The 21,541-nt window shown below is 65.9% G+C and carries 16 protein-coding genes and 1 pseudogene; 13 read left to right on the plus strand and 4 right to left on the minus strand.

The features are described from left to right. Positions 1-6 precede the first annotated feature (6 nt). The 4 genes from BVG12_RS22485 (at position 7) to BVG12_RS22500 (ending at position 6,430) form a co-directional block, all read left to right on the plus strand. Positions 7-1,797 carry an acyl-CoA dehydrogenase C-terminal domain-containing protein gene (locus BVG12_RS22485; RefSeq protein WP_075794337.1) on the plus strand — a complete coding sequence of 597 codons (1,791 nt, stop codon included), beginning with the start codon at positions 7-9 and terminating at the stop codon, positions 1,795-1,797. A gap of 159 nt (positions 1,798-1,956) precedes the next feature. Next, positions 1,957-4,353, plus strand: coding sequence for a 3-hydroxyacyl-CoA dehydrogenase/enoyl-CoA hydratase family protein (locus BVG12_RS22490; RefSeq protein WP_075794338.1), 2,397 nt, complete (start codon positions 1,957-1,959; stop codon positions 4,351-4,353). A gap of 29 nt (positions 4,354-4,382) precedes the next feature. Beyond that, on the plus strand, positions 4,383-5,579 hold the full coding sequence (locus BVG12_RS22495) for an acetyl-CoA C-acyltransferase (protein WP_075794339.1): 1,197 nt from the start codon (positions 4,383-4,385) through the stop codon (positions 5,577-5,579). A gap of 77 nt (positions 5,580-5,656) precedes the next feature. Beyond that, positions 5,657-6,430, plus strand: a complete 774-nt coding sequence (locus BVG12_RS22500; protein WP_075794340.1) for an enoyl-CoA hydratase — start codon at positions 5,657-5,659, stop codon at positions 6,428-6,430. A 6-nt stretch (positions 6,431-6,436) separates the two neighbouring features. Here the strand turns inward: BVG12_RS22500 and BVG12_RS35245 are convergent. The 3 genes and pseudogenes from BVG12_RS35245 to BVG12_RS22510 form a co-directional block, all read right to left on the minus strand. Continuing rightward, positions 6,437-6,588 (minus strand): annotated as a pseudogene (locus tag BVG12_RS35245) (IS5/IS1182 family transposase); the annotation flags it as partial. Positions 6,589-6,606: 18 nt separating this feature from the next. Next, positions 6,607-7,683, minus strand: a complete 1,077-nt coding sequence (locus BVG12_RS22505) for a tartrate dehydrogenase (RefSeq protein WP_075794341.1) — start codon at positions 7,681-7,683, stop codon at positions 6,607-6,609. Between the two features lie 313 nt (positions 7,684-7,996). Continuing rightward, positions 7,997-8,986, minus strand: coding sequence for a PAS domain-containing protein (locus BVG12_RS22510; protein WP_075794342.1), 990 nt, complete (start codon positions 8,984-8,986; stop codon positions 7,997-7,999). A gap of 241 nt (positions 8,987-9,227) precedes the next feature. Between BVG12_RS22510 and BVG12_RS22515 the strand changes: the two genes are divergently transcribed. The 5 genes from BVG12_RS22515 to BVG12_RS22535 all read left to right on the plus strand — a co-directional run bounded on the left by BVG12_RS22515 (position 9,228) and on the right by BVG12_RS22535 (position 15,672). Beyond that, positions 9,228-10,838 (plus strand): BCCT family transporter, encoded by a 1,611-nt coding sequence (locus BVG12_RS22515; RefSeq protein ID WP_075794343.1) that lies wholly within the window; start codon positions 9,228-9,230, stop codon positions 10,836-10,838. 99 nt (positions 10,839-10,937) lie between these two features. Next, positions 10,938-12,059, plus strand: a complete 1,122-nt coding sequence (locus BVG12_RS22520) for an aromatic ring-hydroxylating oxygenase subunit alpha (RefSeq protein WP_075794344.1) — start codon at positions 10,938-10,940, stop codon at positions 12,057-12,059. Further along, complete coding sequence (locus tag BVG12_RS22525; protein ID WP_075794345.1) at positions 12,052-13,530, plus strand: NAD-dependent succinate-semialdehyde dehydrogenase; 1,479 nt, start codon at positions 12,052-12,054, stop codon at positions 13,528-13,530. Before BVG12_RS22520 ends, BVG12_RS22525 begins: the two co-directional genes overlap by 8 nt. A 28-nt stretch (positions 13,531-13,558) precedes the next feature. Continuing rightward, complete coding sequence (locus BVG12_RS22530; RefSeq protein ID WP_075794346.1) at positions 13,559-14,536, plus strand: PDR/VanB family oxidoreductase; 978 nt, start codon at positions 13,559-13,561, stop codon at positions 14,534-14,536. 35 nt (positions 14,537-14,571) lie between these two features. Beyond that, on the plus strand, positions 14,572-15,672 hold the full coding sequence (locus BVG12_RS22535; protein ID WP_075794347.1) for a porin: 1,101 nt from the start codon (positions 14,572-14,574) through the stop codon (positions 15,670-15,672). Positions 15,673-15,852: 180 nt separating this feature from the next. On the opposite strand, the gene BVG12_RS22540 is transcribed toward BVG12_RS22535, so the two are convergent. Then, positions 15,853-16,530: a methyl-accepting chemotaxis protein gene (locus BVG12_RS22540; protein WP_156895714.1), complete on the minus strand. Its 678-nt coding sequence runs from the start codon at positions 16,528-16,530 to the stop codon at positions 15,853-15,855. Positions 16,531-16,735: 205 nt separating this feature from the next. On the opposite strand from BVG12_RS22540, the gene BVG12_RS22545 reads away from it, so the two are divergent. The 4 genes from BVG12_RS22545 (at position 16,736) to BVG12_RS22560 (ending at position 21,276) form a co-directional block, all read left to right on the plus strand. Further along, a complete protein-coding gene (locus BVG12_RS22545) occupies positions 16,736-17,632 on the plus strand; it encodes a LysR family transcriptional regulator (RefSeq protein WP_075794349.1) in 897 nt (298 codons plus the stop codon). A 146-nt stretch (positions 17,633-17,778) separates the two neighbouring features. Continuing rightward, positions 17,779-19,110, plus strand: coding sequence for an MFS transporter (locus BVG12_RS22550; protein WP_075794350.1), 1,332 nt, complete (start codon positions 17,779-17,781; stop codon positions 19,108-19,110). Between the two features lie 10 nt (positions 19,111-19,120). Further along, positions 19,121-20,332 carry a CaiB/BaiF CoA transferase family protein gene (locus BVG12_RS22555; protein WP_075794351.1) on the plus strand — a complete coding sequence of 404 codons (1,212 nt, stop codon included), beginning with the start codon at positions 19,121-19,123 and terminating at the stop codon, positions 20,330-20,332. Continuing rightward, complete coding sequence (locus BVG12_RS22560; RefSeq protein WP_075794352.1) at positions 20,329-21,276, plus strand: hydroxymethylglutaryl-CoA lyase; 948 nt, start codon at positions 20,329-20,331, stop codon at positions 21,274-21,276. Before BVG12_RS22555 ends, BVG12_RS22560 begins: the two co-directional genes overlap by 4 nt. The last annotated feature ends 265 nt before the right edge of the window (positions 21,277-21,541 follow it).

Consider the following 21,541-nt stretch of genomic DNA (forward strand, 5'->3'; position numbering starts at 1 on the left):
ACAACCATGGGTCAGTACGTCGCGCCACTTCGGGATATGCAGTTCGTTCTGCACGAGTTCCTCAACGTCACCGAAGAATTCAAGAACCTGCCGGCGTACCAGGAGATCGACGCCGACATCATCAACCAGGTGCTGGAAGAGGGCGCGAAATTCACGCAGGAAGTGCTGTTCCCGCTGAACCACAGCGGTGACCGCGAAGGCTGCCACTACGACGCCGCCACCAAGACCGTCACCACGCCGAAAGGTTTCAAGGAAGCCTATAAACAGTATGTGGAAGGCGGCTGGGCGGCGCTGGCCTGCGATCCGGAATACGGCGGCCAGGGCTTGCCGGTCTCGCTGAACAACTCGTTCTACGAGATGCTGAACTCCTCGAACCAGGCATGGACCATGTACCCGGGCCTGTCGCACGGCGCGTACGAGTGCCTGAAGGAACACGGCACCGACGACCAGAAGAAGTTCTACCTGCCGAAACTGGTGTCCGGCGAATGGACCGGCACGATGTGCCTGACCGAAGCGCACTGCGGCACCGACCTGGGCCTGCTGCGCACGAAGGCCGAACCGCAGGCCGACGGCACGTACAGCATCACCGGCTCGAAGATCTTCATCTCGGCCGGCGAGCACGACATGTCGGAAAACATTGTCCACCTGGTGCTGGCCCGCCTGCCGGACGCGCCGGAAGGCTCGAAAGGCATCTCGCTGTTCCTCGTGCCGAAGTTCCTGCCGAACGCGGACGGTTCCGTCGGCAAGCGCAACGGCATCACCTGCGGCGCCATCGAAGAAAAGATGGGCATCCACGGTAACTCGACCTGCCAGATGAACCTAGACGGCGCCATCGGCACCCTGATCGGCCAGCCGCACAAGGGCCTGAACGCGATGTTCGTGTTCATGAACGCCGCCCGCCTGGGCGTCGGCATGCAGTCGCTGGGCCTGACGGAAGTCGCGTACCAGAACGCCCTGGTGTATGCGAAAGACCGCATCCAGATGCGCAGCCTGTCGGGCCCGAAGGCGCCGGACAAGCCGGCCGACCCGATCATCGTCCACCCGGACGTGCGCCGCATGCTGCTGACGGCCAAGGCTTATGCCGAAGGCGCGCGCGCCCTGACGTCGTACGTCGCGCTGCAGATCGACCGCGAACTGAACCACCCGGACGAAGCGGTCCGCAAGGAAGCCGCCGATGAAGTCGCGCTCCTGACCCCGGTCGTGAAAGCCTTCATCACCGACAACGGCTGGATCGCCACGTCGGAAGCGATGCAGGTGTACGGCGGCCACGGCTACATCGCCGAGTGGGGCATGGAGCAGTATGTGCGCGACGCCCGCATCAACATGATTTACGAAGGCACGAACACCGTGCAATCGCTCGACCTGCTGGGCCGTAAGATCCTGATGGACAACGGCGCCAAGCTGCGCGCCTTCGGCGAAAAGGTCAAGGCGTTCGTCGAAGAGAACGGCCTGGACGAGCAGATGGCCGAATTCGTCAGCCCGCTGGGCGAACTGGGCGAGAAGGTCGGCAAGCTGACGATGGAAATCGGCATGAAGGCCTTCCAGAACCAGGACGAAGTGGGCGCCGCCGCCGTGCCTTACCTGCGCGTCGTGGGCCACATGGTGTTCTCGTACTTCTTCGCGCAGATGGCGAAGATCGCGCTGGCCAAGAAGGATTCGGGCGACAAGTTCTACGAATCGAAACTGGCGACCGCACGCTTCTACTTTGCCCGCCTGTACCCGGAAACCGCGATGCTGATCCGCCAGGCGCGTTCGGGCGCGGCTAACCTGCTGGCGCTGGACGCAGACCTGTTCTAAATCGCACCATCACATCAAACCGTCATCCCCGCGAAAGCGGGGATCCATACTGAAGAACAGAATTCGGAAGCCGTCCTGTAAGGCGAATCGACCGAGTTCCGAAGCTCAGCATGGGTTCCCGCCTTCGCGGGAACGACGACTCATCAAAGGATAACGAGAATGTCCAACTTCATCGTCAAGAAAGTCGCTGTGCTGGGCGCCGGCGTGATGGGCGCGCAGATCGCTGCGCACTGCGTCAACGCCAAGGTCCCGGTCGTGCTGTTCGACCTGCCGGCAAAAGAGGGTAATAAAAACGGCATCGTTTTGAAAGCCATCGAGAACCTGAAAAAACTGTCGCCGGCCCCGCTGGGCAACAAGGAAGACGCCGCGCTGATCGAAGTCGCCAACTACGAGGACAACCTCGACGTGCTGGCCGGCTGCGACCTGATCATCGAAGCCATCGCCGAGCGCATGGACTGGAAGCACGACCTGTACAAGAAGGTCGCCCCGCACATTGGCGCGAACGCCATCTTCGCCTCGAACACGTCGGGCCTGTCGATCGAGAAGCTGGCCGAAGGCTTCGACGCCGAGCTGAAGTCGCGCTTCTGCGGCGTGCACTTCTTCAACCCGCCGCGCTACATGCATCTGGTCGAGCTGATCCCGACCGCTGCCACTAAGCCGGAAATCCTCGACCAGCTCGAAACGTTCCTGACCTCGACCCTGGGCAAGGGCGTCGTGCGTGCGAAAGACACGCCGAACTTCATCGCCAACCGCGTCGGCATCTTCGGCATGCTGGCCACGATCCACGAAGCCGAGAAGTTCGGCCTGTCCGTGGACGTCGTCGACGACCTGACCGGCGCGAAGCTGGGCCGCGCCAAGTCGGGCACGTTCCGCACGGCGGACGTCGTCGGCCTGGACACGATGGGCCACGTCATCAAGACGATGCAGGACAACCTGCAAGACGACCCGTTCTTCAGCGTCTACAAGACGCCGGACGTGCTGGCCAAGCTGATCGAGAAGGGCGCGCTGGGCCAGAAGACGGGCGCCGGCTTCTATAAAAAGGTCGGCAAGGAGATCATGCGCCTGGACGCAGCGACCGGCGAATACGTGCCGGGCGGCGCCAAGGCCGCCGACATCGTCGCGCGCATCCTGAAAGAGAAAGACCCGGTCAAGAAATTCAAGGCGATGCGCGAGTCGACCAACCCGCAGGCGCAGTTCCTGTGGGCGATCTTCCGCGACGCCTTCCACTACATCGCGTTCCACCTCGACAGCATCGCCGACAACGCGCGCGACGTCGACTTCGCGATGCGCTGGGGCTTCGGCTGGAGCGTCGGCCCGTTCGAGACGTGGCAGGCCGCCGGCTGGAACACGATCGCCCAGTGGGTCAAGGAAGACATCGAGGCCGGCAAGGCCCTGACGGACGCTCCGCTCCCAAGCTGGGTATTCAGCGCACCGGTCGCGGAGAAGGGTGTGCACACGCCTGAAGGTTCGTATTCCGTCACGAAGAACGCGTACGTACCGCGTTCCGACCTGCCGGTCTATCAGCGCCAGCAGTTCCGCGCACCGGTCGTGGGCGCGGGCGGCGACGATCCGAAGACCGCCGGCACCACCGTGTTCGAAGACGATTCCGTGCGCCTGTGGCACTCGGGCGACGAGGTGCTGGTCATCTCGCTGAAGACGAAGATGCACGTGATCGGCGACGGCGTGATCAAGGGCATCCAGCGCGCGCTGGCGGAAGCCGAGAAGGGCTTCAAGGGCATCGTCATCTGGAATACCGATGCGGCGGACGGCGGCGCGTTCTCGGCCGGCGCCGACCTGCAATCGGCCCTGCCGGCCTTCATGGCGGGTGGCGCGAAAGCGATGGACCCGATCGTCAAGGAACTGCAGGACACGTTCATGGCGATGAAATACTCGAACATCCCGGTCGTGGCCGCGGTGGCGGGCCTGGCGCTGGGCGGCGGTTGCGAGATGGCGCTGCACGCATCCAAGCGCGTCGCGGCTATCGAGTCGTACATCGGCCTCGTGGAAGTCGGCGTCGGCCTGGTGCCGGCCGGCGGCGGCCTGAAGGAAGCGGCCGTGCGTGCTGCCAATGATTCGAAGGGCAACGACATCCTGCAATTCCTGAAGACGGGCTTCACCAACGCGGCCACCGCGCAGGTATCGAAGTCGGCCCTGGAAGCGAAGGCGATGGGCTACCTGAAGGACGACGACATCATCGTCTTCAACCCGTACGAACTGCTGCACGTGGCGAAGGTCACCGCGCGCTCGATGTTCGACGCCGGCTACCGCGCGCCTCTGGCAAGGCCCGTGACCGTGACCGGCCGCTACGGCTGGGGCACGATCCGCGGCCAGCTGGTCAACATGCGCGACGGCGGCTTCATCTCGGCGTACGACTACCAGCTGGGCGACATGATCGCGGAGATCGTCTCCGGCGGCGACATCGACCAGGGCAGCGTCGTGTCCGAGCAGTGGCTGCTCGACATGGAGCGTAAAGCATTCGTCTCCCTGCTGAACAATCCGAAAACGCAGGAACGCATCATGGGCATGATGCAGACCGGTAAACCAGTGCGTAACTGATCGCGGCGCGGACAACAAGGACTACTGACATGAGCAAACAACTTCAAGACGCATACATCGTCGCAGCGACCCGCACCCCCATCGGCAAGGCGCCGCGCGGCTTCTTCAACAAGACCCGTCCGGACGATCTGCTGGTGCACGCGATCCGCGGCGCGATGGCCGCCGTGCCGAACCTCGACCCGGCGCTGATCGTCGACGCGATCGTCGGCTGCTCGTTCCCGGAAGCGGAGCAGGGCTTCAACGTGGCCCGTAACGCCGTCGTGCTGGCCGGCCTGCCGAACACCGTCGGCGGCGTGACCGTCAACCGCTACTGCGCCTCGGGCATCACCGCCCTGGCCATGGCCGCGGACCGCATCCGCGTCGGCGAGGCCGACGTGATGATCGCCGGCGGCGTCGAGTCGATGTCGATGGTGCCGATGATGGGCCACCACCCGTCGATCAACATGGAGACGTTCAAGGACGAGAACGTGGGCCTGGCCTACGGCATGGGCCTGACGGCCGAGAAGGTCGCGGCCCAGTGGAAGGTGAGCCGCGAAGACCAGGATGCGTTCGGCCTGGAATCGCACCGCAAGGCCATCGCCGCCCAGCAGGCCGGCCTGTTCAAGGACGAGATCACCCCGGTCGAAATCGTCACCCGCACGCCGGACCTGGCGAGCGGCGAGATCAAGGTCAAGCGCCGCACCGTCGACCTGGACGAAGGCCCGCGCGCCGACGCCAGCATGGAAGGCATGGCGAAGCTCAAGCCCGTCTTCGCCGCCAAGGGCAGCGTGACGGCGGCGACGTCGTCGCAGATGTCGGACGGCGCCGGCGCGCTGATCGTCGTCAGCGAGAAGATCCTGCGCGAACACAACCTGACCCCGCTGGCCAAGTTCTCCTCGTTCGCCGTGCGCGGCGTGCCGCCGGAGATCATGGGCATCGGTCCGAAGGTCGCGATTCCCGCGGCGCTGGCCGCCGCCGGCATCACGCAGGACCAGCTGGACTGGATCGAACTGAACGAAGCCTTCGCGGCACAGGCATTGGCCGTCATCCGCGACCTGGGCCTGGACACCAGCAAAGTGAACCCGCTGGGCGGCGCGATCGCCCTGGGCCACCCGCTGGGCGCGACCGGTGCGATCCGCGCCGCGACCGTCGTCCACGCCCTGCGCCGCAACAACCTGAAGTACGGCATGGTCACCATGTGCGTCGGCGCCGGCATGGGCGCGGCGGGCATCATCGAACGCGTGTAATCCACACGACGTAGACGGGAGGGTGGGTACGGCACAACCGTTCCCGCCCTTTTTTATATGAATAAGCGAGACATCGAATGGACATCCTGACCACCACCGCCGACGGCATCCTCACCCTCGAATTCAACCGCCCCGAACGCAAGAACGCGATCACGGGCGCCATGTACTCCATGCTGGCCGAGGCGCTGCGCGCGGCCGACACCGACCCGCACGTCCGCGCCATCCTCATCACGGGCAAGCCCGAGATTTTCACGGCCGGTAACGACCTGGAAGACTTCCTGCACAACGTCGGTCCGGGCTCGATGCTGGAATCGCGTCCCGTCTTCCAGTTCATGCAGGCACTGGAAGGCTGCACCAAGCCGGTGGTCGCGGCGGTCGCCGGCGCCGCCGTCGGCATCGGCACGACCTTGCTCATGCACTGCGACCTCGTGTACGCGGCCGACAACGCTAAATTCTCGATGCCGTTCAGCCAGCTGGGCCTGTGCCCGGAATTCGCCTCGTCGCTGCTCGTCGCGCAAGCGGCCGGCTACACGCGCGCGGCGGAAAAGCTGATGCTGGGCGAGGCGTTCGGCGCACAGGAAGCGTTCGAGATGGGCATCGTGGCCAAGGTGCTGCCGGCCGCCGAGTTGCTCGGGTTCGCGCAGGGGCAGGCCGCCAAGCTCGTGAAACTGCCGGCTGCATCGATCCGGACGACCAAGGCGCTCATGAAGCGCCCGCGCGCGGCGCTGGTGAAGGAGACCATCATGGCCGAGAACGAACGCTTCAGCGCGATGCTGACCGGCGCCGAGGCGAAGGAAGCCTTCACGGCATTCTTCGAGAAGCGCAAGCCGGACTTCAGCAAGTTCGACTAAGAGCCGCTACCACAAGCCATCGACACAGCCTGAGCAGATGACGGCGGCGCCAGCGAAAGGAGCGCGACATGGATGTCTAGTCTGCGCTCGAAACGGATGCGCAACTTGCCGAAGCCGGCGAACCGGGCGTGGTGTCGCTCGACCACCCAGCGATACCGGTCCGGAGGCCGGCCGAATCACACCGCCGCGGCAATCGCCTTGCCGACCTCCGTCGTATTCGCCGTACCGCCCAGGTCCGGCGTCTTCGGCCCCTGCGCCAGCACCAGCTCGATCGCCTTCATGATGGCCTCGTTCGCAGCCTGGTAACGCTCGTCGCCGTTGCCGAGGAATTCCAGCATCATCGCGCCGGACCAGATCATGCCGATCGGATTGGCGATGTTCTTGCCGTAGATGTCGGGCGCGGAACCGTGCACGGGCTCGAACAGTGACGGGAAGGTGCGTTCCGGGTTCAGGTTGGCCGACGGTGCGATGCCGATGGTGCCGGTGCAGGCCGGGCCCAGGTCCGACAGGATGTCGCCGAACAGGTTGGAGGCGACCACGACGTCGAAACGTTCCGGCGACAGCACGAAGCGGGCGCACAGGATGTCGATGTGGTACTTGTCCCACTTCACGTCCGGATAGGACTCTCCCATCGCTTCGACCCGCTGGTCCCAGTAGGGCATGCTGATCGAGATGCCGTTCGACTTGGTGGCGGAGGTCAGGTGTTTTTTCGGACGGCTCTGGGCCAGGTCGAAGGCGTATTTCAAGATGCGGTCCGTGCCCTTGCGGGTGAACACGGCGTCCTGCACCACGAATTCGCGGTCAGTGCCTTCGAACATCTTGCCGCCCACGGAAGAATATTCTCCCTCCGTGTTTTCGCGCACCACATAAAAGTCGATGTCGCCGGGCTTGCGGTTGGCCAGCGGGCTCGGCACGCCGGGCATCAGACGCACCGGGCGCAGGTTGACGTACTGGTCGAACTCGCGGCGGAACTTCAGCAGCGAACCCCACAGGGAGATATGGTCGGGAACCAGGTTGGGCATGCCGGCGGCGCCGAAATAGATGGCGTCGAAGCCTTCGAGCTGTGTGCGCCAGTCGTCCGGCATCATCTGGCCGTGCTCGAGGTAGTAATCGCAATTGGCCCAGGCCATGGTCGTGAATTCGAGGTCGAGCCCGAAACGGCTGGCGGCGGCCTCCAGCACGCGCAGGCCTTCCGGCATCACTTCGTTGCCGATGCCGTCGCCGGCGATGACTGCAATCTTCTGCTTCTTCATGGGGTGATTCCTTGAACAGGGTTGACGTTGTCGACAAGCATATCGAATACGATCCAACATGTAATCAAGGGATCCGTGAACCGAAAAGACACGAAGCGTAAATAATCCTTCGGATGCTTCCACGTCCCATGCGCCCAGAGCTCAGTGCCAGCCGGACCTCGGCACCGTGGCCCACCGGTTCTGGAAGTGCAGGTCGAATTGCTGGACTGGCCGATCAACTGAGCGCCGAAGGCTTCCAGAGCGCGCTCGGGAACGATGGCAATGTGCGCGTTTGCGTCGCCTTCCTCGAAGAGTGGCTCAACGCATCCTGGGTCTATCGGGGCTGGATCGCGACGACGACCCAGGCTAGCGCGCCATCGTCGCGCCTTCCGGCCGTCATGCGGACTTGCGCCGGCAGCGCTTCGCCGCGGCTGTCCTGCAGGGCGGTCTCGAAGGGGGAGGGCGATTTGGCGCGCGCACTCCGGCGCAGGCGGGCACCGCCGTCGGCGAACCGCTTCAGCAAGGCCTCGCCTTCCAACTCCGCCTTCGGGTAGCCGAGCCAGGCCGCCAGCGCGTCGTTGACGGACTCGCAGCGCAAGTCGGCATCCAGCAGGGCCATGCCATCGGACCCCAGATCGAGCACCGCGCGGCAGCGCGCCCGTTCGTCGCGCAAGGCCTGCTCGACCAGCTTTTGCGCGGTGTTCTCCATGCTGATGCCGACGAACTTGATGACGCGTCCGTCGAACTCGCGCACCGGCGTGGCGCGGGAGCTGATCCAGCGGACCGTGCCGTCGGGCTGGATCAGGCGGAAATCGAATTCGTGCGGGGTGCCGAGACGGATCGACTCTTCGTAGATCCGCTGCATCATCGGGATGTCGTCCGGGTGCACGTGCGTATAGAAGGCTTCGTTGCTCTCGACCTGCCAGCCGTAGACGGATTCCACGTTCGACGAGTACTTGACGTCGTCGGTGATGAGATCCCATTCCCAGGTCACGATGCGGGCGCCTTCCTGGGCCAGCTTCATGCGTGCTTCATTCGCCACCACCTCGGCCGTGTAGCGGCGCCGCACGTCGGTCATCGGCAGGTCGACGCTCGTCGCGCTTTCCATTTCGTGCTGCGCCTGTTCGCCGTAGCGCAGCCAGACCCAGTTCACGCCCAGGAAGGCCGCCAGCTTGCGCAGCTTCTCGTAATCGATCTCGCCGCCCTTGGTCCACTTGTGCACCGCCGGCCGGGATACGCCCAACACAGTCGCGACCGCCTGCAAGGTCAGGTTCTTGTGTTCGAGCAGCTCCTTGAGGCGGAACGCAAAACTGTTTTCTGTCATAAATCGATCCAAGGTTGGCGGTATGGCACGGTGCCGCTCGAAAGTATAGCTCAGCGACCCCGTGCGTAAAAAACCCGCAAATTCTGCTTGTACGCGGCGCGCAAATTCCCTAGAATGAATTCGTAAACCGTAGTTTTACCGTAAACCATGAGTTTACAGAACTCCGCAGATGGGCGCCAGTACTGGACCAGACTGCGGCACAAATAAATAATCCATGTGAAAGTTCACAGGAGGAGACTGTATGAGAAATACCTCGCTACGCAGCGACGGGTTCCTGACCGGCTGCACCATCGCGGCCGTGCTGGTAACCGTCGTCGCCCTGGCGGAATGGCCTGCCGAGGCAGCTGCCACCGCTTCCCACCTCTTCGAATGGTCGACGCGTGCCTTCGGGGCGTTGGTCCAGGTACTCGCCTTCGGCTGCGTCCTGGCGTGCCTGGCCCTCGCTTTCAGCACGTACGGCAACGTGAGGCTGGGCGAAGACAAGCCGGAATATTCGACCCTCTCCTGGATCTTCATGTTCATCTGCGCCGGCATGGGTTCTTCCACCATGTACTGGGGCGTGATGGAGTGGGTCTACTATTACCAGACGCCGGGCCTGAACGTCGTCAGCGGCAGCCGCGACGCGCTGGAGTACAGCATCAGCTACTCCTTCTTCCACTGGGGCCTGAGCGCGTGGGCGATCTATGCGCTGCCGTCCCTGGCCATGGCCTACCACTTCCACGTGAGGAAGAACAAGGGCCTGAACCTGGCCTCCATCGTCGAGGCCATCACGGGCTTCCGCGCTGCCGGCCCGGTCGGGCGGGTGGTCGACCTGATCTTCCTGCTGACGATGTTCGGCGCGCTGACCGTCTCGATCGCGCTGACCGCCTCGACCCTCACGCGCGGCCTGGCCAGCCTGACCGGCGTGCCCGATACCTTCACCACCCAGCTCGTCATCATCATCGGCGTGTCGATCCTGTTCTCGCTGAGCGCCTACGTCGGCATCGACGGCGGCATGCAGCGCCTGAGCCATATGGTGTGCTGGGGCGCGCTGCTGCTGGCCGCGGTGGTGTTCGTGATCGGTCCGACCCAGTTCACCGGCAGTAATATCGTGAATGGCCTCGGCCGCATGCTGCAGGACTATGTGCATATGAGCCTCTTCACCGACCCGACCGGGGATGGTTCCTTCAGCCGCAACTGGACGGTGTTCTACTGGCTCTGGTGGGTGTCGTACTCGCCGGGTGTCGCGATGTTCGTCGCCCGCGTATCGAAGGGCCGCAAGATCAAGGAAGTGATCATGGCGCTCCTGCTGGGCGGCAGCGTCGGATGCTGGTTCTTCTTCGGCGCGCTCGAAAGCTACAGCATGCACCAGTTCCTGTCGGGCGCCATCGACGTGCCGCGCATCCTGAAGGAGCACGGCGGCGAAGAGGCGGTCCAGATCCTGCTGAACGCCATGCCGGCCGGTAAATTCTTCCTGGGCGTCTATCTGGCCATCATGGTGGTCTTCCTCGCCGCCCACGTGGATGCCGTCGCCTATGCCGTGGCCGCCACCACCACCCGCAACCTGCGCGAAGGCGAGGACCCGAGCCCGACCAGCCGCGTGTTCTGGTGCGTGATGCTGACCCTGGTGCCGCTGGCCATGCTGTTCACCAAGGCGTCGCTGGAAACCATGAAGACCGCCGTGGTGCTGACCGCGATTCCCTTCCTGGCCATCCTCGCCGTGAAGCTGTTCGGCCTGTTCCGCTGGCTGATCCAGGATTACGGCAACACGCCGGCCCACCTGATCGAGTCGTCCACGATGCCGCCGCCGCATGCGATGCGTGCGCCGCGGGACCGGGACGCCGGCAGCAAGCGGGCCGCCATCGCGGAGTAAGACCACGGCATCCCCGCCCTGCGTTCGCCGAGCCACATACTCTTTATATTTTTTTACCGTTGTGTTAACCAATGGTTATCTGTTAAACGTGAGGATACAATGAATCATATCGCCAAGCTGCCGGCCGACTTCTGCGCCGATACCGAAAACGCCTGGACGCTGCCGGCGTCCTACTACACCGACCCCGCCATCTTCGAGTACGAGAAGGAAAAGATCTTCGCCCACAGCTGGATCTGCGTGGCCCACCGCAGCGAGCTGGCGGAGACGAACGACTACGTCACCCGCGAGGTGATCGGCGAAAGCATCGTGGTGCTGCGCGACCGCGACGGCGTGCTGCGCGCCTTCTACAACGTGTGCCCGCACCGCGGCCACCAGCTGCTGACCGGCAGCGGCCGCGCGCGCAACGTGATCACCTGTCCCTACCACGCCTGGACCTTCAAGCTGGACGGCGAGCTGGCCCATGCGCGCAATTGCGACAACGTGCCGAATTTCGACAAGGACAAGTCCAGCCTGGTCCCGCTCAAGGTGGAGGAGTACGCGGGCTTCATCTTCATCAACATGGACCCCGAGGCCGGCACCGTGGAAGAGCAGCTGCCCGGCCTGGAAAGCCGTCTGCGCGCGGCCTGTCCGGTGATCGACCAGCTGCATCTCGGCGCCCGCTTCGTCACCGAGACGGCCGCCAACTGGAAGAGCATCGTCGACAACTACATGGAGTGCTATCACTGCGGACCGGCCCACCCCGGCTTTTCCGATTCCGTGCAGGTCGACAAATACGTTCACACCCTGCACGGCAACTGGACCCTGCAGTTCGGCCTGGCCAAGTCCTCGGAAAAATCGTTCAAGCTCGACCCCTCGATCAAGGATCCGAGCTTCAGCGGTTTCTGGGCCTGGCCCTGCACCATGTTCAACGTGCCGCCGGGCGCCGACTTCATGACCGTGATCTATGAATTGCCGGTCAGCGCCGAGGTCACGCTGCAGCACTACGACATCTACTTCCTCAACAAGGAACTGACCGAGGAGCAGACCAAGCTGGTCGAGTGGTACCGCACCGTGTTCCGCCCGGAAGACCTGAATCTGGTCGAAAGCGTGCAGCGCGGCCTGAAGTCGCGCGGCTACCGCGGCCAGGGCCGCATCATGGTGGACCGCCAACGCAGCGGCATCAGCGAGCACGGCATCGTCCACTTCCACCGCAAGATGGCGAACGAGTACGGCGATGAGTGAGCGCGGCCACCTGGAAGGCGCCCCGCGCCTGAACGACGAGACCCTGTTCCGCCAGCAGGCCTGCATCGGCGGGGAATGGCGCGATGCGGCAAATGGCGCCACCGTGCAGGTGTTCGATCCCGCCGGCGCCGGGCGCATCGGCAGCGTGCCCTGCATGGGCGAGGCCGAGACGGTGGCGGCGATCGAAGCCGCCCACGCCGCCCTGCCGGCATGGCGCGCCCGCACCGCGAAGGAACGTGCGGCGCTGCTGCGCGCATGGTACGAGCTGGTCCTGCGGCATGAAGACGACCTGGCCGCCATCATGACCTGGGAGCAGGGCAAACCGCTGCACGAGGCGCGCGGCGAGATCCGCTACGCCGCCTCCTTCATCGAATGGTTTGCCGAGGAAGGCAAGCGGGTGTACGGCGACGTGATCCCGTCGCCGGGCGCCGACAAGCGCCTGGTGGTCGTGCGCGAACCGGTCGGCGTCTGCGCCGCCATCACGCCGTGGAACTTCCCGGCCGCGATGATCGCCCGCAAGGCCGGACCGGCCCTGGCCGCCGGTTGCACCATGGTCGTCAAGCCCGCCAACGAGACGCCGTTCAGCGCGCTGGCGCTGGCCGATCTCGCGCTGCGGGCCGGCATTCCCGCCGGCGTGCTGAACGTCGTCACCGGCGATGCCGTCGCCATCGGCAGCCAGCTCACCGGCCATCCGCTGGTGCGCAAGCTGTCGTTCACCGGCTCCACGCCGGTCGGGCGCCTGCTGATGCAGCAGTGCGCCGGCACCGTCAAGAAGGTCTCGCTCGAACTGGGCGGCAATGCGCCCTTCATCGTGTTCGAGGATGCCGACATCGACGCCGCCGTCGACGGCGCACTGCAGGCCAAGTACCGCAACGCCGGCCAGACCTGCGTCTGCGTCAACCGCCTCTACGTGCACGACGCCGTCTACGAGCGCTTCGTCGAGCGGTTCTCGGCCAGGGTCGCGCAGCTGCGCGTCGGGCGCGGCTTCGACGCCGCATCCGAGATCGGACCGCTCATCAGCGGCAAGGCCATCGACAAGGTGGCCGAGCTGGTGGCCGATGCGGTCGGCAAGGGCGCGCGGGTGGCGGTCGGCGGCGCCAAGCATGCCGCCGGCCCCGGCTTCTATGCGCCGACGGTGCTGACGGAGGTCGCGCCGGGCATGCGCATCCTCGACGAGGAAGTGTTCGGACCCGTGGCGCCGATCGTGCGCTTCCATGCCGAGGACGAGGTCGTGCGCATGGCGAACGACACCATCTACGGGCTCGCGGCCTACTTCTACAGCCGGGACATCGGCCGCGCCTGGCGCGTGGCGGAGCAGCTCGAGTACGGCATGGTCGGCATCAACACCGGCCTGATCTCGAACGAAGTCGCGCCCTTCGGCGGCGTGAAGCAGTCGGGGCTCGGGCGCGAAGGCTCGCGCTACGGCATCGAGGACTACATGGAAATGAAATACCTCTGCATGGCCGTGTAGGCCAGCGAGGATCGAAGAGATCGCAGCAATGGAAAATTCATATCGGACCATCCCGGTCAGGGTGGCGCGCATCGAGACCGTCACCCCGCTGATCAAGCGTTTCACCCTCGAAGCCGCCGACGGCGGCACGCTGCCTCCCTTTACCGGCGGCAGCCACGTCATCGTGCAGATGCGTGACGGCGCACGGCGCTACAGCAATGCCTATTCGCTGATGAGTTCACCGGAAGCCTTGGGCGCCTACCAGATCGGGGTGCGCCGCGAGACCCCGTCGAAAGGCGGCTCGGCCTTCCTCCACGACCGGGTGAAGGAGGGCGATCTGCTCGACATCACCACGCCGAACAATCTGTTCGCGCTGTCGGAGGACGCGCGGCATCACGTGCTGATCGCGGGCGGCATCGGGATCACGCCCTTCATGTCGCAGATGCACGAGCTGCGCCGGCGCGGCGCCTCCCACGAGCTGCACTACGCCTTCCGCGGGCCCGAGCACGGCGCCTTCAGCCAGGAGCTGGAGGCGCTGGCCGGACAGTCGGCGGGCAAGGTCCGGTTCTATGTCGACAGCCTCGGGCAGCAGTTGGACCTGGGCGGCCTGTTCGGCGGCCTGGTTGAAGGCGCGCACATCTACGTCTGCGGCCCGGCGGGCTTGATCGAGGCGGTGCGCAATGCGGCGCAGGCGGCCGGCGTCGATCCCGGGCGCGTGCACTGGGAGCAGTTTGCCGCCTCCGTGTCCGCGAACGATGGCGCTTTCACGGTGGTGCTGGCGAAGTCCGGCAAGACCGTCGAAGTCGGCGCCGGGGAATCGATCCTGGCGGCGATCGAAAGGGACAACGCCGTGCAGGTCGAATGCCTGTGTCGCGAAGGCGTGTGCGGGACCTGCGAGACCCGCATCCTCGAAGGCGAAGCCGAACACCTCGACCAATACCTCAGCAATGCCGAAAAGGACGCCCAGCGGACCATGATGATCTGCGTGTCGCGCGCCCGGAACGGCAAGCTGGTGCTGGATCTGTAATTCCAAGAGAGCGATAGAACGCCATGGAGGAGACAATGATGAAAGACGCGGGTTCGTGGAAGAGGGCGGCCGTTTTCTGGCTGACCGCAGGCATGCTGACGCCGCTGACGGCAGCCGCCGAATCGGGGGTGACGGTGTACGGCGTGATCAGTTCGGCGCTGAGATACACCTCGAATATCGACGGCAGGGAACATAATAAAACCGAAGTGGTGGCCAGCGGGATCGGCGGCAGCCGCCTGGGCATCTCCGGAACCGAGGATCTCGGCGGCGGCAACAAGGCCATCTTCCAGCTCGAGAGCGGTTTCGGCACCGATACCGGCCAGCCCGAGTACGGCATCCTGTTCGGCAGGCAGGCCTTCGTGGGCTTGAGCGGTTCCTGGGGCAGCCTGACTGTCGGCCGCCAGTACAACGCCGTGAACAACGTCGGCTGGTCCTTCAATCCACTGGACCAGAGCTGGGGCAACTACTGGTCCGATCCGTACTACACGGGCGGCGACATCTTCATGCAGGGCTACCGCATCAACAACAGCGTCATCTACAAGCGCACCATCGGCCCGGTCAGCCTCCAGCTCGATTACGGGGCGGGCGAGCAGACGGGCGGCGGTACGCGCGGCTCGACCTTCGGCGGCGGCATCATGTATTCGAAGGAGGGCCTGGGACTGGGCGCCGCCTACGACGAGCGCCGCGCGGCGTCGAGCGACGGCAACACCGTGAGCAACTACACCCTGGGCGCATCCTACGCCGCCGGCAAGGCGACCACTTATCTCGGCCGGATGGGGCGCCACGAAAGCGCCGGCCACGCGCGCTTCGCCATCTCCTTCATCGGTCTGGGCTACCAGCTCACGCCGGCCCTGCATCTGTCGGGCGCCTTTTACCGCTACGTCCAGAACGGCGGCGTGACGACCCAGTTCGAGGCGACGCCGCTACCGCTCGGCAGCGGCCATACCAATGTGTTCGCTGCCGTGGCGGACTATGCGCTGTCCAAGCGCACCAGCCTGTTCCTGGAAGCGGATGTGAACGATGCGCACGACGGCGCGGTGGGCCGCGAGACCGAATACTGGGGCTCGGGACCGGTCATCGGCATCGGCCATGCGGCTCGCAAGGGGGTGATGCTCGGCTTGCGGCACCAGTTCTAGCTGGTTCCGGCGCACATTCCATGAAAGGGACGCGCGACCTGTTCACATATCCAGGCAGGTCGCACGGCTGGGGCCGCGGTTACGCTGCACCCAGCGCAGGTTTGCCGTGTGAGCGATTCACGGCCGCGCTTGACCATCATCGTGACTTGTGCCGGTGGCTCCTAAGAACGCGCGCCCGGATCAGTACGCCAGCGAGCCCGCCATCGCGGACTGCACCAGGTCGTCGATCTCGCCGGTGACGTTGGTCATCGTGCTCGCCACGACGGCGAACTCGTTGCCGACCGGGCCGGCGCGCGCGGCCACGATCTGCGCGTTGAACGCGATCATGCGGGCCTGGCGCGCGATGGTCTTGATGTCGGCCATCATGTCCTGCATCTGTTTGCGCTGCTGCTGGGCATGACGCTTGGACTGTTCTTCATAGACCAGCGTCAAGGTGTTGAGCACACCGAGCAGCGGCGTCGCGCTGCGCACCAGGTCGTCGAGCAGGGCCGGCACGCGGGGCGATGCCGCGCCGATGGCGTCCAGCGTCGTTCCGGCCAGCGCGATGAACTCCCGGATGATCCGGTCGCCCTGCAACGTCCCGAAATAGGCATCGTGCAATTGCCGGCAGAAGATGCCCGGCAATCCTTTCTTGCCCTCGACCAACGTGATGTGCGCATCGGTGAACGCGGCCAGCACCTCGCGGGCGGTCTGGTCCGCGCCTTCATGGCCGAGCGACGCCAGCACCGCATACAGTACCGCCCGCTGGGACGTGAAGCGCCGCCGGCCGGACAGGTTGATCAAGACACCGAACACATCGCCGGACAGTTTGGTCTCGGGGGCAGCAGGGCGGGTAGCGGGAATTTCGGCGTACAGCATGATGAGCTCCATTCGGTTCGACCGCCTGCGGGGCGGCTGACGGGATACACGTTGCAGGTTCCATGCCAACCCGGATCGGGCTTTTCCGCCATCCATGCACCGACTTGAACCAGGTCCTCACGAAATCTGCACCCGGACGTGAGCACGCCGCCCCGAGAATGCGCAAGTCGGTAGCGCTTGACGGCACATGCGACAATAGTCAGCCATGAACCTGCATCGTCTCGACCTCGTCTCGCTTTCCCTGTTCAGCCAGGTGGTGCGCTCCGGCAGCATCAGCAAGGGCGCGCTGCTCGCCAACCTGGCCGTCGGGGCGGCGAGCAAGCGCATTTCCGACCTGGAGGCCGCCGTCGGCGCCGCGCTGTTCGAACGCCACTCGCGCGGCATCACGCCCACCGCGGCCGGCCTCGCGCTGGCCCGGCATGCGCAGCGCATCCTCGGCGACGTCAACCTGCTGGCCGCCGAACTGCACGACCACGCCAGCGGCATCGTCGGCGTGGCGCGCCTGTGGGCCAACACCTCCGCCATCACCCAGTTCCTGCCGGCCGACATCGCGGCCTTCGCCAAGGCCAATCCGGCGATCCGGATCGAGCTCGCGGAACTCAACAGCGGCGAGATCGTGCTGGGCGTGCTGGAAGGCCGCGCCGACATCGGCATCTTCGCCGACCGCACCCCGGCCCTCGGCCTGCACCTGATGTCCTACCGCGAAGACCGCCTCGTGCTGGTGGTCCCGGCCGGCCATCCGCTCGCCAAGCGCCGCAGCCTGCGGTTCGAGGAGGCGACCGACTACGATGTCGTCAGCCTGTCGCAGGGCACCTCGCTGGCGCAGCGGCTGCAGGCCGAGACGGAAGCGATGGGACGGCGCCTGCGCGTGCGCATCCAGGTGCGCAGCTTCGACGCGATGTGCCAGATGGTGGCGGCCGGCCTGGGCGTCGCGGTGCTGCCGGCCGACGCCGTGCGCGCGCTCGTGCGCTCGCTGAACCTGCGCCAGATTCCGCTCACCGATGCGTGGGCGCGGCGCCAGCTCCTGATCGGCGTGCGCGACCTGGAGACCCTGCCGCGCCACGCGCGCCTGCTCGTGGACCACCTCGCCGGCGGCGCCTAGAACCGGGCGAGCTTTCGCGAAACGCGAAAGCGGGGTTCACACCTTGATCATTCCGCACTCACGGGAGTACTGCCAGAATCGCATCCATCATCACGCCGTCAAGAGCGTGCGGGTCATTCGACGACTTACCAATCCGGAGACAACACATGAGCAAGATCCTTTCCGCCTCGACCGGCGCGGCCGACATCGCCGTCCCGGACATGGCGCGGATCGTGGCGAAGGTGGCATGGCGCATCATGCCCCTCATCATGATCTGCTACCTGTTCGCCTTTTTCGACCGCATCAACATCAGCTTCGCCAAGTTCGCTTTGCAAAGCAGCTTGTCGCTGTCCGACACCGCGTACGGCCTCGGTGCCGGGCTGTTCTCGGTCGGCTACGTCCTGTTCGAAGTCCCCAGCAACATGATGCTGTACAAGGTCGGCGCGCGGCGCTGGATCGCGCGCATCATGGTCTCGTGGGGCGTCGCCACCGCGCTGATGGCGCTGGTGCAGAACGAGTGGCAGTTCTATGTGCTGCGCTTCCTGATCGGCGCCATGGAAGCCGGCTTCGCACCCGGCGTGCTGTACTTCCTGACGCTGTGGTTCCCGACCGCGTACCGCGGCCGCATCACGTCGATGCTGTTCCTCGCCTCCGCCTTTTCCGGCCTCGTCGGCGCACCGGCCGCGGGATTGGTGCTGGCCCACCTGGACGGCGTGCTCGGCATGTCCGGCTGGCACTGGCTGTTCCTCGTGGGCGGCCTGCCGTGCATCGTGCTGGGCGCCGTCGTGTTCCTCGTGCTGAAGGACAAGGTCGAGGACGCGTCCTGGCTGGCCCCGCAGGAACGATCGCTGCTGTCGGCGCGCATCGCCGAGCAGAGCCGGCAGATCGGCAACCACTCGCTGCTGGACGCCCTCAAGACGCCGGGTTTCTTTACGCTGGGCCTGGTCTACTTCCTGATCCAGGTGAGTTCCTACGGCCTGAACTTCTGGGCGCCGCACATGATCCGCAGCGCCGGCACGACGAATCCGACCGCCATCGGCCTGCTCACCGCCGTTCCCTACCTGTGCGGCGCGATCGCGATGGTGCTGGTCGGCCGGCTGTCGGACGCCAGCGGCGAGCGCAGGAAATTCGTGATCGGCCTCGTGCTGCTGGGCGCGGCCGGCTTTTGCGGCGCGGGCCTGTTCGACCACAGTCCGGGCCTGCTGGTCGCGGCACTGGCCGTGATGGGCGCGGGTGTGGTAGCGTCGATCCCCGCGTTCTGGGCGCTGCCGCCGAAACTGGTGACGGGGGCCGGCGCGGCGGGCGGCATCGCACTGATCAATACGCTGGGGCAGCTGGGCGGCATCGTCAGCCCGGTGATGGTGGGACGCATCAAGGACGTCATCGGCAGCACCACGCCCGCCCTGTACGTGATCGCGGCGTCCGGCGTGATCTGCGCCGCGGTGCTGGCCTTCGGCCTGCCCGAACGGCTGCGCCAGCGCGAACAAACTGGAAACTGACGAGGACAACATGACGGCTGCTAGCACGATGTCCGCCACGGCCCTGCAGGGCGTGCGCGTGATCGAGATGGGACAATTGATCGCCGGGCCGTTCGCCGGCAAGACGCTGGGCGAATTCGGCGCCGACGTGATCAAGATCGAGGCGCCGGGCGCCGGCGATCCGCTGCGCAACTGGCGCATGATGAAGGACGGCACCTCGGTCTGGTGGCAGGTCCAGTCGCGCAACAAGCGCTCGCTCGCCCTGGACCTCCGCAGCGAGGAAGGGCAGGACATCGCGCGCAAGCTGATCGCCGAGGCCGACGTGCTGGTCGAAAATTTCCGCCCCGGCACCCTGGAAGGCTGGGGCATGGGGTGGGAGGTGCTGTCCGAGCTGAACCCGGGCCTCGTGATGCTGCGCATCTCGGGCTATGGCCAGACGGGCCCGTACCGCGACCTGCCGGGCTTCGGTGCGATCGGCGAGGCGATGGGCGGCCTGCGCCACCTGACCGGCGAGCCGGGACGCGTGCCGGTGCGCTGCGGCATCTCGATCGGCGACACCTTGGCCGCGCTGCACGGCACCATCGGCGTGTTGACGGCGCTGTACCACCGCAAGGTCAATGGCGGACGCGGCCAGGTGATCGACGTCGCGCTGCACGAAGCCGTGTTCAACGTGATGGAAAGCCTGATCCCCGAATACAGCGCGTTCGGCGCCGTGCGCGAGGCCGCCGGCAGCGCGCTGCCGGGCATCGCGCCCTCGAATGCGTACCGCTGCGTCGACGGCTATGTGCTGGTGGCCGGTAACGGCGACAGCATCTTCAAACGCCTGATGCAGGTGATCGGCCGGTCCGACCTGGGCGAGGCGCCCGATCTGGCGAACAATGCGGGCCGTGTCGCCCGCGTGGACGAGATCGATGCCGCCATCGGCGCCTGGACGGCCGGCCGCACCGTGGCGGACGTGTTGTCCATCCTGGGCGACGCCCGCGTCCCGGCCGGCAAGGTCTACACGGCGAAGGATATCGCGGAAGACCCGCACTACCGGGCGCGCGACATGATTCTCACCCAGCAGACGAGAGACGGCTACGAGGTGGAAGTGCCGGGCATCGTGCCGAAGCTGATGGGTACGCCGGGCAGCGTGCGTTCGGCGGCGCCGCGGCTGGGCGAGGATACGGACGCCGTGCTGCGCGAAATCGGCCTCACCGAAGACCAGATCGCGGCGCTGCGCGCGCGCAAGGTGGTCGCATGAGCGCCTTCATCGGCGCCGGCCGCCGCATCCACATCCAGGAAGTCGGCTTGCGCGACGGCCTGCAAGCCGAATGCCGCTTCGTGCCGACGGCCGACAAGATCGCGCTGGCCGATGTGCTGTCGGGCGCCGGTCTCGCGAAGATCGAAGTCAGTTCCTTCGTGTCGCCCAAGGCCGTGCCCGTGCTGGCCGATGCGGCCGAGGTGTTCGCCGGCATCGCGCGCCGGCCCGGCGTCGTGTATAGCGCCCTCGTGCCGAACGTGCGCGGCGCCGAGCGCGCCGTCGCGGCCGGCGTCGACGAGATGAACCTCGTCATGTCGGCCAGCGAAAGCCATAACTTGAGTAACCTGCGCATGACCCGCGAGCAATCCTTCGCCGGCCTGGCCGAAGTCGCCGCGCTGGCGCGGCGCCACGGCATCGCCGTCAACGTGTCGCTGTCGTGCAGCTTCGGCTGTCCGATGGAAGGCGACGTGGCGCAGCAAGCCGTGCTGGACTGGTGCGCGCGCTTCGTCGACGAACTTGGCGTGCACGGCATCACGCTGTGCGACACCACCGGCATGGCCTACCCGACGCAAGTGCGCGCGCTCACGGAGGAGGTGCGCGCGCGCTGGCCCGGCATCGAGTTGACCCTGCACTTCCATAACACGCGCGGCATGGGCCTGGCCAATGTGCTGGCCGCCATCGACGCGGGTGCCGACCGCTTCGACGCTTCCCTCGGCGGCATCGGCGGCTGCCCGTATGCGCCCGGCGCCACCGGCAATGTGTGCACGGAGGAAGTCGTCCACGCGCTCGCGTTGATGGGCTATGACACCGGCGTCGACCTGGCCGTGTTGCTGGACGCCGCGCGCCGCCTCCAGGACCTGGTGGGCCACGAGGTGCCGAGCCAGATCGTCAAGGCGGGGCGGCGTCTGGACCTGCACGCACGGCCGGCCGCGCAGGCCGCCTGAAGGACACCAGTCAGCGTATCACCGCTTCGCAGCGCGATCTCCGTCCGCCCGCGCCTGGCCACGATCCCGCCGCCATACAGCGGCAGGTCGAGGTAAGCCCGCGCGTCGCGCGCACGGCCGGCACACAGGCCTCGCGCACCGCTTGTGGCGCAGGACGACGCGCCACGTAGGCCGGGGCCAGCGCGCTGCGGCTTGCGTTGCCCAGGTCGAGGTAGCCGAACTGCAGGGCCGCCGGTTCCACGAGGCCGCCCGGTCCGGCATCCAC

It is taken from the genome of Massilia putida (assembly GCF_001941825.1).
Classification (GTDB): domain Bacteria; phylum Pseudomonadota; class Gammaproteobacteria; order Burkholderiales; family Burkholderiaceae_D; genus Telluria; species Telluria putida.

Excerpts from the sequence above, each read along its gene's own strand:
- BVG12_RS22505 (WP_075794341.1), bottom strand. The coding sequence starts at position 7,683 with ATGAAGAAGCAGAAGATTGCAGTCATCGCCGGCGACGGCATCGGCAAC.
- BVG12_RS22555 (WP_075794351.1), top strand. The coding sequence starts at position 19,121 with ATGACGGCTGCTAGCACGATGTCCGCCACGGCCCTGCAGGGCGTGCGC.
- BVG12_RS22530 (WP_075794346.1), top strand. The coding sequence starts at position 13,559 with ATGGAAAATTCATATCGGACCATCCCGGTCAGGGTGGCGCGCATCGAG.
- BVG12_RS22525 (WP_075794345.1), top strand. The coding sequence starts at position 12,052 with ATGAGTGAGCGCGGCCACCTGGAAGGCGCCCCGCGCCTGAACGACGAG.
- BVG12_RS22500 (WP_075794340.1), top strand. The coding sequence starts at position 5,657 with ATGGACATCCTGACCACCACCGCCGACGGCATCCTCACCCTCGAATTC.
- BVG12_RS22520 (WP_075794344.1), top strand. The coding sequence starts at position 10,938 with ATGAATCATATCGCCAAGCTGCCGGCCGACTTCTGCGCCGATACCGAA.
- BVG12_RS22550 (WP_075794350.1), top strand. The coding sequence starts at position 17,779 with ATGAGCAAGATCCTTTCCGCCTCGACCGGCGCGGCCGACATCGCCGTC.
- BVG12_RS22490 (WP_075794338.1), top strand. The coding sequence starts at position 1,957 with ATGTCCAACTTCATCGTCAAGAAAGTCGCTGTGCTGGGCGCCGGCGTG.
- BVG12_RS22510 (WP_075794342.1), bottom strand. The coding sequence starts at position 8,986 with ATGACAGAAAACAGTTTTGCGTTCCGCCTCAAGGAGCTGCTCGAACAC.
- BVG12_RS22515 (WP_075794343.1), top strand. The coding sequence starts at position 9,228 with ATGAGAAATACCTCGCTACGCAGCGACGGGTTCCTGACCGGCTGCACC.
- BVG12_RS22485 (WP_075794337.1), top strand. The coding sequence starts at position 7 with ATGGGTCAGTACGTCGCGCCACTTCGGGATATGCAGTTCGTTCTGCAC.
- BVG12_RS22535 (WP_075794347.1), top strand. The coding sequence starts at position 14,572 with ATGATGAAAGACGCGGGTTCGTGGAAGAGGGCGGCCGTTTTCTGGCTG.
- BVG12_RS22545 (WP_075794349.1), top strand. The coding sequence starts at position 16,736 with ATGAACCTGCATCGTCTCGACCTCGTCTCGCTTTCCCTGTTCAGCCAG.
- BVG12_RS22560 (WP_075794352.1), top strand. The coding sequence starts at position 20,329 with ATGAGCGCCTTCATCGGCGCCGGCCGCCGCATCCACATCCAGGAAGTC.
- BVG12_RS22540 (WP_156895714.1), bottom strand. The coding sequence starts at position 16,530 with ATGCTGTACGCCGAAATTCCCGCTACCCGCCCTGCTGCCCCCGAGACC.
- BVG12_RS22495 (WP_075794339.1), top strand. The coding sequence starts at position 4,383 with ATGAGCAAACAACTTCAAGACGCATACATCGTCGCAGCGACCCGCACC.